Origin of the sequence: Streptomyces halobius (assembly GCF_023277745.1) — a bacterium.
GTDB lineage: Bacteria > Actinomycetota > Actinomycetes > Streptomycetales > Streptomycetaceae > Streptomyces > Streptomyces halobius.
Genome location: NZ_CP086322.1, coordinates 1876105 through 1889796 on the forward strand (window position 1 = coordinate 1876105; position 13692 = coordinate 1889796).

At 70.5% G+C, this 13692-nt stretch carries 16 protein-coding genes and 1 pseudogene; 4 read left to right on the forward strand and 13 right to left on the reverse strand.

Annotated features, from left to right (window positions below):
* Positions 1–83: 83 nt before the first annotated feature.
* Complete coding sequence (locus tag K9S39_RS08870) at positions 84–551, reverse strand: MauE/DoxX family redox-associated membrane protein (protein ID WP_248862775.1); 468 nt, start codon at positions 549–551, stop codon at positions 84–86.
* Complete coding sequence (locus K9S39_RS08875; RefSeq protein ID WP_248862776.1) at positions 548–820, reverse strand: FAD-dependent oxidoreductase; 273 nt, start codon at positions 818–820, stop codon at positions 548–550. The genes K9S39_RS08870 and K9S39_RS08875 overlap by 4 nt, the downstream gene beginning before the upstream one ends.
* A gap of 460 nt (positions 821–1280) precedes the next feature.
* Between K9S39_RS08875 and K9S39_RS08880 the strand changes: the two genes are divergently transcribed.
* Positions 1281–1985 (forward strand): TVP38/TMEM64 family protein, encoded by a 705-nt coding sequence (locus K9S39_RS08880; protein ID WP_248862777.1) that lies wholly within the window; start codon positions 1281–1283, stop codon positions 1983–1985.
* On the opposite strand, the gene K9S39_RS08885 is transcribed toward K9S39_RS08880, so the two are convergent.
* The 3 genes from K9S39_RS08885 to merA are packed head-to-tail and all read right to left on the reverse strand — an operon-like array spanning position 1960 to position 4378.
* Positions 1960–2466: a hypothetical protein gene (locus tag K9S39_RS08885; protein WP_248862778.1), complete on the reverse strand. Its 507-nt coding sequence runs from the start codon at positions 2464–2466 to the stop codon at positions 1960–1962. The genes K9S39_RS08880 and K9S39_RS08885 overlap by 26 nt on opposite strands.
* Positions 2463–2891: a MerR family transcriptional regulator gene (locus K9S39_RS08890; protein ID WP_248862779.1), complete on the reverse strand. Its 429-nt coding sequence runs from the start codon at positions 2889–2891 to the stop codon at positions 2463–2465. Before K9S39_RS08890 ends, K9S39_RS08885 begins: the two co-directional genes overlap by 4 nt.
* Positions 2892–2938: 47 nt before the next feature.
* A complete protein-coding gene (gene merA, locus K9S39_RS08895; protein WP_248862780.1) occupies positions 2939–4378 on the reverse strand; it encodes a mercury(II) reductase in 1440 nt (479 codons plus the stop codon).
* 168 nt (positions 4379–4546) lie between these two features.
* Here merA and K9S39_RS08900 point away from each other — a divergent pair, with 168 nt between their 5' ends.
* Both K9S39_RS08900 and K9S39_RS08910 read left to right on the forward strand, forming a co-directional pair.
* Positions 4547–4927, forward strand: a complete 381-nt coding sequence (locus tag K9S39_RS08900) for an ArsR/SmtB family transcription factor (RefSeq protein WP_248862781.1) — start codon at positions 4547–4549, stop codon at positions 4925–4927.
* A 215-nt stretch (positions 4928–5142) separates the two neighbouring features.
* On the forward strand, positions 5143–5394 hold the full coding sequence (locus tag K9S39_RS08910; RefSeq protein WP_248869229.1) for an ankyrin repeat domain-containing protein: 252 nt from the start codon (positions 5143–5145) through the stop codon (positions 5392–5394).
* A gap of 121 nt (positions 5395–5515) precedes the next feature.
* Here K9S39_RS08910 and K9S39_RS08915 read toward each other — a convergent pair whose 3' ends face one another.
* From K9S39_RS08915 to K9S39_RS08950, 8 genes are all read right to left on the reverse strand, one after another.
* A complete protein-coding gene (locus K9S39_RS08915) occupies positions 5516–5839 on the reverse strand; it encodes an MFS transporter (protein WP_248869230.1) in 324 nt (107 codons plus the stop codon).
* A gap of 41 nt (positions 5840–5880) precedes the next feature.
* A complete protein-coding gene (locus tag K9S39_RS08920) occupies positions 5881–6834 on the reverse strand; it encodes an MFS transporter (RefSeq protein WP_248862782.1) in 954 nt (317 codons plus the stop codon).
* A gap of 69 nt (positions 6835–6903) precedes the next feature.
* Complete coding sequence (locus K9S39_RS08925; protein WP_248862783.1) at positions 6904–7116, reverse strand: hypothetical protein; 213 nt, start codon at positions 7114–7116, stop codon at positions 6904–6906.
* 19 nt (positions 7117–7135) lie between these two features.
* On the reverse strand, positions 7136–7312 hold the full coding sequence (locus K9S39_RS08930) for a hypothetical protein (RefSeq protein WP_248862784.1): 177 nt from the start codon (positions 7310–7312) through the stop codon (positions 7136–7138).
* Positions 7234–8625 carry an arsenate reductase/protein-tyrosine-phosphatase family protein gene (locus K9S39_RS08935; protein ID WP_248862785.1) on the reverse strand — a complete coding sequence of 464 codons (1392 nt, stop codon included), beginning with the start codon at positions 8623–8625 and terminating at the stop codon, positions 7234–7236. Before K9S39_RS08935 ends, K9S39_RS08930 begins: the two co-directional genes overlap by 79 nt.
* 306 nt (positions 8626–8931) lie before the next feature.
* A complete protein-coding gene (locus tag K9S39_RS08940; RefSeq protein ID WP_248861314.1) occupies positions 8932–10611 on the reverse strand; it encodes an ISAzo13 family transposase in 1680 nt (559 codons plus the stop codon).
* A 97-nt stretch (positions 10612–10708) separates the two neighbouring features.
* Entirely contained in the window at positions 10709–12121 is a 1413-nt protein-coding gene (locus K9S39_RS08945) for an MFS transporter (RefSeq protein WP_248862786.1), read from the reverse strand.
* A 201-nt stretch (positions 12122–12322) separates the two neighbouring features.
* Positions 12323–13066, reverse strand: coding sequence for a class I SAM-dependent methyltransferase (locus K9S39_RS08950; protein ID WP_248862787.1), 744 nt, complete (start codon positions 13064–13066; stop codon positions 12323–12325).
* Positions 13067–13484: 418 nt separating this feature from the next.
* Here K9S39_RS08950 and K9S39_RS42905 point away from each other — a divergent pair.
* A pseudogene (locus tag K9S39_RS42905) lies at positions 13485–13664 on the forward strand (HNH endonuclease); the annotation flags it as partial.
* Positions 13665–13692 lie beyond the last annotated feature (28 nt).

Here is a 13692-nt window from a genome sequence, read left to right on the forward strand (position 1 = left end):
CAGTCAACGGGGTTGGCGGTGGCGGCGAGCAGGGCGGGCGGGGTGCCGGTGGTCAACAGCGCGCAGTGTCGCCACGAGTCCCATCAGCTTGCTTCCTGCTCTCTTGGTGCGGCGGCCATGCGGTCGAGTACCGGGTCGGTCAGGGCGGGGGCCCGACGGCTGGTCCTGCGCAGCAGCAGCCAGGCGTACAGCAGCATCAGCGCGTCCTCGACGAGGACCCACCACCGCAGCGGCTGGCTGAAGTAGCTACCGAAACAGCCGCAGTTGTCGATGGCCAGTCCTCGTGCGTATGCCTGTACGGCGAGGGCTGCCCACAGCAGTGACACCACCGTGTAGATCCACGCCGGGGCCATCGCCGTGGAGCGGGGCCGGGCCAGGAACCACACCCCCGCGACCGCCTCACCGGCGATCAGCACCACCGCCAAGACAGTCGAGGCCGCCCCACCGGTCACCCCGTACGCGCCGAGGATGTCCCCCATCGCGTCGAACGAGGCGAGCTGGCCCAGCGCCATCGCCGCGAAGACAGCACCGAGGACGAGCCGCAGGATCATCGCACCACCTTCCTGCGCAGGCCCAGCAGCGCGCCCGTGGCCCGCTGGTTCTCGAAGAGCCGGGCGTAGACGTCGCTGAGCGCGGCGTGCCAGGGCCCGTCCGCGTATGTCGGATACGGGTGCACGGTCTTGGCGTAGTGCGAGGCCGTCCAGCCCAGCCGCAGGTCCCGCTCGACCAGCAACGAACGCGCGCCGAACCGCCCGGCGGTGCGCGCCGCCGTCAGCCCGGCACTGCCACCACCGATGACCACCAGGTCGTATGCGCTCATGCTGCAGTCTCACTCCGGCTCTCAGATGGGTGCCGACGGACTTGCCTGTGGCCGGCGGCATGGGAAGGAAACCCGCTACGACGCTTCACCCTTCCCCCTGGGCACAGATTTGCGCACAGACTTTCGGTGGCGAGCCGCCGATCCGGCCTTCCTCCCTCGTACGGCGTGTCCCGGACGGAATGCCGCAGGGACCGGCCGGGTTCCTTGCGGCAGCACGACGGCCTCGTGCGGCCGATCACACCGGACGGCAACGCATGACCGAACAGGAACCGGCCGAACAGGACAGACACATATGAGCCGTCACGAAACCGTGTCCCCCACACCCGCCTCACTCTCATCGCATTCGGCGGAAGCGGAAGCGGAAGCGGAAGCGGAAGCGGAAGCGGAAACGGAAGCAGAGGCGAAGGCGGACGCAGAGGCACCGGTCGGAGAGAAGCGACCAGCCTCCACCCGAGGCGCCGTGGTCAAGCTGCTGGTCCTCGCGTCGCTGCTGGTCGGTCTGGGCTGCTGGGTGGCGCTGGGCGGCGGAGGGACGCTTGCCGACCTGGGACGGTGGACCGAGTCGCTCGGCTTCTGGGGGCCACTGGTCTTCGCTTTCTGCTACGCCCTGGCGGTAACCGCGCTGCTGCCCGGGTCGGTGCTCACCGCGTCCGCCGGGGCACTGTTCGGACTCCCGCTGGGTGCGGCGGCGGTGCTGGTGGGTGCCACCGCGGGTGCCGCGCTCTCGTTCGGCCTCGCGAGGCCGCTGGGACGTCCGGCGGTAGCCCGGTACACGGGCTCGGGGCGGCTGGCCGCTCTGGACGCCCACCTGTCGCGCCGCGGCTTCACCGCCGTACTCCTGCTGCGCCTGGTGCCGCTGTTCCCGTTCGCCGCGGTCAACTACGGCGCGGGGGTGGCCGGAGTCAGGTTCGCGCCCTACGTGACCGCCACCGCACTGGGCATCGTGCCGGGCACCCTCGTCTACACAGGCCTCGGCGGGGCACTGCGCGATCCCGGCTCCCCGGTGCTGTGGATCGCGCCGGCCGGGCTGGTGGCCCTGAGCGCCGGCGGGTGGTGGGCGGCGCGACGGGTCCGTTCCCGTACGCCGGACGAAACCCGCTCCCGCACGCCGGACGAGATCTGCTCCCGTACGCCGGACGTCAGCACAGCACGCGGTAGCCGGTGACAACCCGGTGGACGGCGGTGACGGCCACCACGGCCGCCCATCCCCAGGCCACCGTGTGCGCGTAGGCGGGCAGCAGGCACCACAGGGTGTGGACGGCGATCGTCTTGCCGCCCTCGGCCAGTCCTCCCAGGAAGTTCAGCGTACGTCCGCGGGAGAGCGGCTGCGCGCCTTCGGCACTGCCCTGCTCAAGACGCCCCCCAGGTCGCACAGGACGTACAGGACGGAACGGCCTGCCCCGACGGAGCCTGAGCGGGGCGGCGCGCGTACCCACTCGCCTGAGGACGCGTACCCGCTCGAAGGAGGACGAGCCCAGCATCGAGGCGGAGTGGGTCGGCGGCGGATGCCCGTACTGGGGGTGTGTCCCCAGCACGAGGATGATCCGCGCCGCGAATCCGCCGACCGAGGTCCGCGCGCAGAGGGCCGATGCCGTGGAGAGGGCCGATGCCTGGGGCCGTAGGGGCCGACCCCGGGGCGAGTTCAAGCCCCTGCTCCGGACCGGGGATCACCGGCCCAGCAGAAGTCGCCTTCCGCCACCAACTCCTCCTGGTGCTCAGCTTCGAACTCCGCGATCCGGCGCAGCACTTGCTGCTGTGCGGCGATGCGCTGCCGAAGCCGCTCGCGGGAACGGCGCAACAGTTGCGCCAGGCGAGGTCCGGCCGGCCCGTCGGCACCGTCGAGAGATGCGGTGGCCAGCTCGCGGATCTCGGCCAAGGTCAGCCCAAGTCCGCGCAGTTGGCCGATGAAACGCACGCACCACAGGGCGTCGGCGTCGAACAGCCGGTAGTTCGACGGACTGCGGCCGAGGGTGTAGATCAGCCCGAGATCGGTGTACTCGCGGAGCGTCTTGACCGGCACACCGGTGCGGCGGGACAGCTCACCGACCGTCATGGGACGGGGCCGCTTCATGCTCCGATTCGCGTCCATGGACATTGCCTCCGATCTTCTTCGGTGCCTCAGCCGGCGCAGCAGGAGAGCCTGGCGACATCGCTGGTGAAGGTCTGGGCGGCCAGCTTGAGGGCTTCGGCCATGGTCAGGTACGGCGCCCAGGCGTGGGCGAGCTGGTCGACGGTCAGCCCGGCGGTGATCGCGTACGTGGCGGCGGTGATGAGGTCCCCGGCGCCGTCGGCGATCGCATGGACGCCGAGCACCCGGCCGGTGTCGGTGTTGACGACGAGCTTGACCAGTCCGCGGGTGTCCCGATTGACCAGGGCGCGCGGCACGTACTGGAGCGGCAGGACCCGGCAGTCGCAGGGCAGCCCGGCCTCGGCCATCTGCGCGTCGGTCATCCCCACCGCCGCGATGGCCGGGCTGGTGAACGTCACTCGCGGCAGTGCGGTGCAGTCCAGCGTCCTGCCGGCGGCGCCCAGGGCGTTGTCGACGGCCAACGTGCCCTGGGCGGCCGCCACGTACACGAACTGAGCGCCTCCGGTGATGTCGCCCGCGGCCCACACGCGCTCGTTGGTGGTGCGTTGGTGGTCGTCGACCATCACCTCGCCGCGTGTGCCGGTCTGCACGCCGACGGCGTCGAGGTTCAGCCCCGTGATGTTCGGGCGGCGGCCGGTCGCGATCAGCAGATGACGGGCGCGCAGCTCCACGGTTTCACTGTCGCGAGTGCGGACGGTCGCGACCCTCTCGCCGCCGTCCGTACGTACGGAGGTCAGGGTGGCACCGGTGTGGACGGTGATGCCCTCGTCCGCGAACACGCTCTCGATCACCTGCGAGACCTCGGGCTCCTCGAACGGGGCGAGCCGGTTCAGTGCCTCGATGACGGTTACCCGGGTGCCCAGGCGGGCGAAGAGCTGAGCCTGCTCCAGGCCGACCGCGTTGCCGCCCACCACGAGCATCGACTCCGGGAGAACAGTCAGCTCCATCGCGGTGGTGGACGTCAGGTACCCGGCCTCCTCCAGGCCCTCGACGGGCGGGGCCCACGGGGCGGATCCGGTCGCGATCAGGTAGTGGCCGGCCTCGATCCGGCGGGAGCCGCCCTCGTTCAGCGCGACCTCCAGCTCCGGGGCGTCGACGGTCCCGGCGAAGGTGGCGGTGCCGTGCACGATCTCCCAGCCGTAGTCGTCCGCGAGATCGGCGTACTTCTCCGCGCGCAGCTCCTCGACCAGGGCGTCCTTGCCGCCGATCACCTCACCGAAGCCGGCCGGCGGTTCGGCCGGGGCCAGGCCGGGAAAGCGGTCGGCGACAGCAGCGGTATGGCGGGCCTCGGCGGCGGCCAGCAGTGCCTTGGACGGCACACAGCCGACGTTCACGCAGGTGCCGCCGATGGTGCCGCGCTCGACCATCACCACCCGCCCGCCCTGGTCGGTGGCGGCGATGGCGGCGGCGAACGCGGCCGAGCCGGAGCCGACGACCGCCAGGTCGAAGCCGGGTTCCGTCGTGGTCACGGTGCTGCCTCCTCGTTCGGGCCCGGGATTCCGGGCCCGCTGCTATGCGCGTTGCCGAATAGGGCGATAGATCCATAGTATGCGCCTAGGCAAATAGCACCAGTGGCCAAGAGTTCCATTTATGGAGGCCGGACGTGGCCAGTAGTTCCAGTTGTGGAGGGCGGACGTATGCCCCAGCGCCATAACACCCCTGCCCCGTCCGCCCCGGTTGCCGATGAGGTGCCCTGCACACATCCGGACACGGTGGCGAAGTTCTTCCGCGCCCTGGCGGACCCCACCCGGCTGAAGCTGCTTGAGTACATCCTCAGTGGCGAGCGCACCTCGGCCGAGTGTGTTGAGCATGCCCGGATCTCCCAGCCGCGCGTGTCGGTGCACCTGTCCTGTCTCGTGGACTGCGGCTATGTGACCGCCCGCCGGGACGGCAAGAAGCTGCGCTATTCCGTCGGCGATCCGCGCGTCGCGGACCTGGTCGTGCTGGCCCGCTCGCTGGCCGCCGACAACGCCACCGCCCTGACCTGCTGTACCCGCATCCCCGACGGACAGGACTGAGCCGCAAGGAGAGTTCGTCATGCCTGCCACCCACCGGCCCCCGCGTCGCGGTCAGGAGCGCTCCGGCAGCGGCACGGCCGCCGCCGGGTTCGGCGTCGCCCACCCCGGCGTGCGGGTGCTCGTGCTGACCACCTACGACACCGACGCCGACATCATCGCGGCCATCGACGCCGCGCGTCCGGCTACCTGCTCAAACGGCCCGGCAGGCACGAGCTGTGCACATCGACGCCACGGACTCCTGGAACCGCCGGCCGCTGCTGCAGGCCGTGGCCGGCGGCAAGATCGCCGCCGTCGGCCACCTGCTCGCCCACGGGGCCGACGCCGACCAGGGGGACGCTGAACACCGCACGGCACTCGAACTGTGCCGCCGGCACCATCGGGCAGGCAGCCTGGTTCGTGCCCGGCTGGAAGCGCTCCTGGCCCCGGTCGCCGGGACCGATGGCAGCGCCACACGGCCGGATCAGTGATCGCTGCCGACCTCCGTGTCGCTGTGCGGCCGGTGGAGCGGTGGCGGGGCTTGGCCGCAGGGCGGATCGGGGCAGCGCCGCGGCCGCCCGTGCCTCGCATGCTTCGGCTTCAGCGGGATGTTCAGTCCAGCGTCCTCCCGCGGGTCTCCGGGAGCAGCAGGAGGTAGACCACTGCGGCAATGGCCTCCAGGCACAGGATGTATGTGCCGAGTGCGAGTGTGTGGTGGTGGGCGATGGTCCAGGCCGCGATGATCGGGGTGCTGCCGCCGAAGAGTGTGGTGGCCAGTTGGTAGGGGACGCCTATCCCCGAGGAGCGGACTCCGGTCGGGAAGAGCTCGCAGAACAGGGCGGCCATGTTCCCGTAGCTGAGGGCGAGGAGCGCGTTGCCGGCCACCGCCACCAGCAGGTATCCGGCGGGGGTCGGGTTTTGGAGGAGGGCGAGCATCGGGTAGGCGAGGACGGCGAAGCCCAGAGCCTCGGCGATGATCAGGGGCGGCGCCCGGTCACGCGGTCGGACAGGGCGCCGACCAGCGGGAGCAGCAGGATGAAAGCGGCCAGCGCGATCGCATTCAGGGCCAGGCTCGTCTGCAAGGGGAATTCGGCGACCAAGTGGGCGTACGTGGGCAGGAAGACCTGCCAGGTGTAGTAGGTGACCTGGCTGAACTGGAGCACCACCACCAGCAGTAGGCTCCGCCGATGCTGCCGTACGGCGGTGCGCAGCGGTCGGCGTTCGACCTCGCCGGCGGCTCGCAGTCTGGTGAAGGACGGGCTCTCCGGCACGGCCCGGCGCAGCCGGACGCCATACAGGCAGAGCAGGGCGCCCAGCAGGAACGGTACCCGCCAACCCCAGTCGGCCATGAGCGCCTTGGGCAGGTTGGCGGTGAGCGTGACCGAGACCAGGGTGGCCGCGAGAAGCCCGGCCCCGGCGGTCATGTACTGGACGGCGCCGACCGATGCCCGGCGGTCGGGCGGGGCGTGTTCGACGATGAAGGTGGTGGCCGCCTGGTACTCGCCGGAGTTGGAGACGTTCTGGATCACCCGGCCGAGGACGAGGAGGACGGGCGCGAGCGGGCCGATGGTGCGGTAGGCGGGGGTCAGGCCGATCAGGAGCAGGCCGGTTCCCATGATGAACAGGGTCAGCGAGAGCAGCTGCCGGCGCCCGTGGCGGTCGCCGTAGGGCGAGAGCACCAACGTGGCGAGGGGACGCACGATGAAGGCGATGCCGACCACGATCCCGTAGGTGTAGTGCAGTGCGACCGCCTTGTTGTCGACAGGGAAGAACTGCTGGGAGAAGACAGGTGCGAGCAGTGTGTAGACGGCGGCGTCGTAGAACTCTATGAAGTTGCCGATCGCGGCTGCCGTGATCGCTTGCCGGGAGAAGCGGGTGGCCGAGCCGGTCGCGGGTACGGCATGCCCTGAGACCGGCTTCGTCGGCTTCACCAGGCGACCGCTGGTGTGGGCAGGCCCTGCGGGCGCGAGTGTTCCTTCCGGACCGCGTCGGCGTCGGCTTCACCAGGCGACCGCTGGTGTGGGCAGGCCCTGCGGGCGCGAGTGTTCCTTCCGGACCGCGTCGGCGTGGGCTTCGGCACGGCGGAGGGCCGGAGAAGGTGCCGGCAGGCGCGCCAGGCCGACCCGGCGTTCCGGTCTGGCCAGGCGGGATACCGGACGGCGGTGGATACCGTGCCCGGAGGCGGGGTGGTGGTTGTCCGACCGGGCGGACATCTGACGCTCCTTTCGGGCTTCAGGGCTTGTGGAACGACGGGTCGTGCCGCTCGCCCAGGGCCGCCCGGCCGATGGTGGCCAAGATGTGGTCGTCGTTGTCATGTCGCTGATAAACCGTCAGGTCGCGCAGGATCCGCTCCACGGGCGCGGGCCGTACCAGGCTGCGGGCTCCGCAGGCACGGATGCAGTGGTGCACGGTCTGCTCGGCCAGGTGCTCGATCGCGTGGCGGGCGCGGCTTCCGGCGATCCTCGCCTGGTCGAGCCGGCCCTCGTCCCGGTGGCCCCGGCCGGGCCGAGGTGCTCGCAGAGCCGGGTGTGGACGGATGCCTGAATCCTGTGGGCGCATGCGCGATATGCCTCGGGTGATCGGCCCGCCGGATTCGGGATGTCTCCGGCCGGGTCCAGGCAGACCACCCGCCCGTCGAGCCCGGGGGCGAGTGTGGCCACCTGGTCGCACTGCGCCCGGGTCATGCAGTAGATCACGGCGCTGCTGTGGCAGAGCGCGGGTGTCACCGGTCGGGCCCGGTGACACCGGTACGCCGCCGGCGGGATGTCCAGCCCCGCGAGCGCGGTCTGCGCGCCCTCGCTCATCGTCGCGCCCGGTCGCTTCACCTCCAGCCCGGCGCTGGCCACCCTCAGCGGCATCACCCTGGTGCGTGGCGTCAGCGCGGCCAGTTCGGCCCTGGCCATCGACTCCGCCATGGCCGAGCGGCTGGTGTTGCCGCCGCAGACGAACAGCAGTCGGCGGCGACTCCGCCTGGCCGCCAGGGACGGATAGGACAGGGCCAGCGCCGCGCACAGCACGAAGACCAGAGCGACCAGTTGGGCGCTGCCGGGCGCCGCGAGCCCGGCGAGCCAGACCAGGGCGTACGAGGCGACCAGGCCGGAGAGCAGGCTGGCACACCGGTTGGCCGGGACGCACCAGCTGTACTCTCGGCGGTCGAGGTAGATCAGGGTGCCGAAGACGAAGAGTGCCTCGTATCCGACCCCGATCGCGGCCGCGCCCAGGGCCACGGGCGTGGTGAGGAAGGTGGTGAAGCCCTCCCGCAGCTGCGGCTGGCCCAGGATGGCACCGAGCGCGAGCAGCAGCAGCTGCCAGGCAGGGGCGGCAGCGTGCTCCTCGACGAAGTAGCGCCGATCGGTCGCCACGGTCCCCGTCTTGGCCACCCGGCTCATGATCTCGAATCGGCCCACGTATCCCGCCTGGTAGACCACCAGGCTCAGGACGGCGCCGACGGTCAGTCGGTGGCCCGTCACATCGCCGAGCGCCACGCCGACCGCGACCAGGCTGAACGCCACGGCCACCCAGGCGGAGGCCCTGACGTGCCGTCGACGGAGGGCGTCCATCACGGGCGAGATGATCAGCACTCCGCCGCGCATCAGGAGCAGCATGAGCAGGATCGAGACACCGGCGAAGGTGTAGTTGAGCGTGGTCGTGGCGATGATCAGCGCTGCGAAGAGCCCCGACACCACCGCGCCCCGACCGGGGCCCGGTAATTGACGGCCCATCAACTCATGTCGGCGAGCGTACCGCCACCATCCGGACGCGGCCAGGAACACCGGCATGACGACCAACTGGCCCATCGCTGCGGCGGGTAACAGGACCAGCCCCCGACCGGGTCGTGGGCGCCGGGCAGCACACCACTGGAGAGGGCCTTCACCAACATCGCGTAGGGAATATAGGAGACGAAATATCCGAATGCGAGCCATCCCATGCGCCCACCCTGAAATCGGGATTCATGTGCAGTGTGACGGTCCGACATGGGGATGACAAGACGCCACATTATCCGCCTTTAACTAAGGGACCGTAAAGAATCAAGGTGTGGGTTTTGCTTGTGGCGTGAGAGTGACGCCGTGCGCCGTGGCGTAGACGAGGAGGCCGGTGAGGGTGCTCAGGTGCGCCGCTGCGGGCCCGAGGGAGTGCCCGTGCTGGACCATCAGCTGTCTGATCTCGCCGGTGGCCTCGCGGATGGTGTCCTTGCTGACGGTGAACAGGCGGGCGAGCGCGGTGGGCGGCAGGGCGAGGTGTTGCTGCAGCGCGGTAGCCAGGACGCGGTCGGCCAGGTTCAGTTTGGCTTTGCGGCCGCCTCCCGGGGCCCGGCGACGTGTGCCGCCGTCGCGTCGGGTGGTGTGGTCCGGGGCGTGCAGTGCCTGCCAGGGGGCGGCCAGGGCCGTGGTCAGCTCGGTCAGTGTGGTGCTGGTCATGCCCGTCAGGGCGGGGTGCGACAGGGCCCCACGGTCGAGGCCGACGGTCGGCCCGCTGAGGCTCGCCGGCTCGGTGAGGCGGGGGTGCACGGTGTAGTTCCACTCCCCGTGGAAGGCGTGGCCGGTCAGCGGCACCGCGTTCATCTCGGCGTCGCTGACCTTCACACCGGTGGGGTAGCGGCCGGGGTCCAGTTCGGCGTGGACGGTGAGCCCGGTGCGTGTGGTGGTCGCGGCGATGCTCTGCACGACGACCTCATAGCTGGTCAGCGGACGGCCGCGCCAGTTCATCGTGATCGCGGAGAACAGCCGGTGCTCCACCTTGTTCCATTTCGACGTGCCCGGAGGCATGTGACAGACAGTGACGGCCAGGCCCGTCTCGGCGGCGAAGGCCGCGAGTTCGGTCTTCCAGGCCCGGGTGCGGTAGCCGTTGGAGCCACCGGCGTCGGCGATGATCAGCAGCCGGGTAGCGCCGGGGTAGTCGAGGCGTCCTCGCCCGTTCCACCAGCGGCGGATCGACTCGACCGCGAAGGCAGCGGTGTCGTGGTCACAGCCGACGCTGACCCAGCCGGTGTTCGAAGTGATGTCGTAGATCCCGTACGGGGCGGCCCTGCCGAGCTCCTGATCGGGGAAGTCATGGGTACCGACCCGCACCGGCCGGCCCGTCGGCCGCCACTCGCGGCCCGCGTTCTTGAACTGGCCGACGACTTCCTTCTTTTTCGTATCCACGCTGACCACCGGCTCGCCGCCCGCCTGATGGTCCCTGACCTGGTCGTTGATATACCGGAACTGCGCATCCCGATTCGGGTGCTGGGCTCCCTCCAGGGTCTTCGCGTTGGCCTGCAGGCTGAAACCGTTCTCCCGCAGCAGCCGGCCCACGGTCGGCGCCGACACAGCATGGCCCTGCCGAGTCAGCTCCCCGGCCAGACACCGCAGCGACTTGGTCGTCCACCGCAGCGGCGACATCGGATCGCCCCGCTCATCCGGCTCCACCAGCGCCAGCAGAGCCGGAACGAGCAGACGGTCAAGCTCCTCGGCGCTCTTGCGACCGCCGCCGTCGCGGCGCACCCGGCCATCGGGCAGTGGGTCCTCACCACCCTCCAGCTCGAAGACTCCTTTCCGCACCGTCGTCTCGCTCACCCCCGCGGCACAAGCGACGGCCCGGACCCCACCGTGCCCCAGCAGCCGGGCCTCGGTAGCCAGCGCCAGCCGCTGCTGCCGCTCATTCAGATGAGGGAACAACACTCCGAATCTCAGGGAAAGTTGGTCACGAACCTCGCTCGGTATGCGCATACCACACCAACGACAGGAACACCGGGAAGCAGCATGTTGATTCTTTACGGTCCCTAACGGGACGGAAGAGAATTGCGGCAACCCGGGTGGTCAGAATTCACCCCGAGTGCCGAAGCGTCTGCCGAGACGATTCAGCCACCATCCGGCTCAGAATTCCCACCAGGACGAGTCCGCAGCCGGCCGCACTCGTGGTGAAGGCCATGCGGTAGCCCGCGTCGCCGGGCAGGCCGTCGGCGGCGGTGTGAGCGGCCAGCACCGCGCCGGTCGCGGCGCTGCCCAGAGTGGAACCGGCGATCCGCAGCACATGGTTGAAGCTCAGTACGCTTCCCAGCTCGCCGGCGGGTACCGCACCATGGACGAGCATCGGCACCGACGTCCAGGTCAGGCCCGTCCCCAGACCGAGGAGCGCTATGGCGAGCAGCAGGTGCCACAGCCGGTAGTGGTAAGCGCTCAGGCAGAGTTGGGCGACGGCCACCAGGGCTGCGCCCGCCGCGAGAGTCGCCCGCGGCCCGGCCTTCGCGGTCAGCCGGCGGCTCAGCCGTCCCGCCGACTGGCTGCCGGCCGACATCGGCAGCATCAGGCACCCCCCTGCGAAGACCGACAGGTCGAGGCCGTACCCGGTCGAAGCGGGAGCCTGCGCCATCGTGCCGACGGCGGACAGGCCGACGAAGGCGGCCGCGCCGAGCGCGAATGCGGCGACATTGGCCAGCACGACGTCGGAGCGGCCGAGCAGCGCGGGTCGTACCAGCGGCCGGCCGGTGGGCCGCTCCCACCACGCCCAACCACCCGCGGACAGCAGGGTGCCCAGAAGCAGCCCCAGGACGGCCGGCGAGCGCCATCCCCACTGCGCGCCCTGGCCGGCCAGCAGGATCAGGCAGACCAGCCCGGCGGCGAGCAGCGCGACGCCCACCGGGTCGGCGGCGGGACGTGGTTCCCGGTCCGCACGGTCGGGCGGCAGGATCAGCAGTACGCCCGCGAAGGCCGGGGCGACGAACGCCAGCGCCAGCCAGAACGCCCAGTGAAAGTCGAGGTGTTGGGCGATGAAGCCGGTCAGCGGACAGCTGAGACCCGCACCGGTCGCGGCCGTGACGGCCAGCGTCGCGATGGCCCGCCCCACCCTGTCCGACGGCAGATGGCGGCGTGCCAGGGCCATCGTCACCGGGACCATCCCACAGGTCGGCCCCTGAAGTGCCCGACCGGCCAGCAGTTGCGGGAAGGTCTCGGCGGTGGCCGCGAGCGCCGAGCCCAAGGCCACCACGGTGAGCGCCAGCAGGAGCATCCGTCGGCTGCGCGGACCGTCGGCCAGCCGGCCCAGGACCGGGGTGGTGACGGCGCCGACCAGCAGGTTCCCGGTCAGCATCCACTGGGCCGTGCTCACCGGAACCCGCTGGTCGGCCGCCACCGCGGGAATGAGCAGCGCCCCGAGCGAGCTGATCACCGTGGTGCACAGCCCGCAGTACACCAGCAGCGGCAGGACGGCTCCGGCCCGCCGCACCCTCCAGGCGTCCATGGAGCAAGCCCTTCGCGAGCCCCCTCGTCGGCCTCTGCCGAAGGTTGACACGCCCCAACCGCCCCAACCGCTCCTTACCTCCGCCCGAGAGCGTGTCTTTCACCCGAACGGAGCCGGATGTGGCGAGGTGCGTGTCGCACCTACAACGGAGGACATGTGAGTGTGCAGGGCGGGGTGTTGCGGCTGTCGATGGTCGGCCGGTCAGGCACGGCAGCGCAGCATCTCCAGCGGCGGGTTCGCGAGGAGGTCCGCCCAGAAGTCCTCGCCGAACTCACGGATGCCGGCATCGGACACCTGCAGCGGAACCCACTCCACCGCAACGAACCCGGTCACCCGCAGACACTCCTCGTAGACCTCGCGGCGCGGGGCCGTGGCGACAATGCTGATCGGCTGCGGGTCGAGGAGAGCCGTGACCCGCGCCCGCGGACCCGTCTCGCTTTCCTCGCCGGTCGGCTCACAGCGGAACCCGTACTTGTCCAGGGACGGACAGTCGAACCGGTAGTCGGGCTTCTGGGCGAGCACGAAGAACGCTCCACCCGGCACCAGGCTCCGGTGGATGGTGCGGCACATCCGCTCCATCGCCGCGATGTCCTCGGCGTAGTTGAGGCACTGCACTCCCACCGCGATGTCGAAGCGCCGGTCGACAGGCCGCAGCTCGGCCACGTCACCGACCTCGTAGCGCACGCCCAGCGGGTCACGCTGCTCGCTCTCCCGCGCGGCGGCGATCATCTCGACGGAGATGTCGACACCGAGGACATCCTCGGCGCCGCGCCGCTTGAACTCCCTGCTGTAGAAACCGGTGCCGCACGCCAGGTCGAGAACCGACTTGCCGCTCACGTCCCCGACCATGCCCAGGAAGCTCGGCACCTCCCCGTAACGCATCAGCGGCAGGGACTTGAACCCCTCGAATGCCTCGCCGATCTCGTCGTACTGCTGCACGCTCACGTGCCGCCCCCTCCTGCGCTTCGTCCTGTACGTGGCCGCGCCGGACCTCCGGATTCAGAGGCTCGCCGGGTCGTGGTCGTGGCAGAAAGTCTCCTCCGCGCTGCCTGGCCGTCGTACTGGCAGATGACACAAAGAAGTTGGCCGGTGACCCTCGTATCACCCAACACCACCTCGCAAATCCGATGCCTACCGGACGGGCACAGCGCGCGGAGTGCCGACACGGGCGCGAGCCATCCACCTCCTCGGCCAGATGCTGACCAGGGCCGGAACCAGACTCACCCGGTCACACGCCAGGCAGCGACGTCACCGCGGGCACGGCGCACCGCTCACGGCCCTGACTCGGACCCGGCGAGGGCGTACATAGACGTGCTCTCCACCAGTTGCGCCCCACCAGCACCGCACCGTCGGCACACACCGCTGGATATGGACCCAGCTCCCCGGCGAACTCCCCCCGGAACAGCACCTCGACCACCTCTGCCGCAACCGCGCCTGCGTCACCCCCGACCACCTCGAACCGGTGTCATGCGCCGAGAACCCGCGCCGCGGTCACCGCGCACGGGACGTACATCGGTCCCGAGTCGCCTCTTCGCGCACGTGAACGGTCCGACCGGGCTGCGCCGGCCGGA

What these genes read in the sequence shown, in the direction of transcription:
- K9S39_RS08915 (WP_248869230.1), bottom strand. Translation starts at nt 5,839, where the DNA reads ATGCTCGCCCTCCTCCAAAACCCGACCCCCGCCGGATACCTGCTGGTG.
- K9S39_RS08935 (WP_248862785.1), bottom strand. Translation starts at nt 8,625, where the DNA reads ATGGGCCGTCAATTACCGGGCCCCGGTCGGGGCGCGGTGGTGTCGGGG.
- K9S39_RS08870 (WP_248862775.1), bottom strand. Translation starts at nt 551, where the DNA reads ATGATCCTGCGGCTCGTCCTCGGTGCTGTCTTCGCGGCGATGGCGCTG.
- K9S39_RS08900 (WP_248862781.1), top strand. Translation starts at nt 4,547, where the DNA reads ATGCCCCAGCGCCATAACACCCCTGCCCCGTCCGCCCCGGTTGCCGAT.
- K9S39_RS08925 (WP_248862783.1), bottom strand. Translation starts at nt 7,116, where the DNA reads ATGTCCGCCCGGTCGGACAACCACCACCCCGCCTCCGGGCACGGTATC.
- K9S39_RS08940 (WP_248861314.1), bottom strand. Translation starts at nt 10,611, where the DNA reads ATGCGCATACCGAGCGAGGTTCGTGACCAACTTTCCCTGAGATTCGGA.
- K9S39_RS08890 (WP_248862779.1), bottom strand. Translation starts at nt 2,891, where the DNA reads ATGAAGCGGCCCCGTCCCATGACGGTCGGTGAGCTGTCCCGCCGCACC.
- K9S39_RS08875 (WP_248862776.1), bottom strand. Translation starts at nt 820, where the DNA reads ATGAGCGCATACGACCTGGTGGTCATCGGTGGTGGCAGTGCCGGGCTG.
- K9S39_RS08945 (WP_248862786.1), bottom strand. Translation starts at nt 12,121, where the DNA reads ATGGACGCCTGGAGGGTGCGGCGGGCCGGAGCCGTCCTGCCGCTGCTG.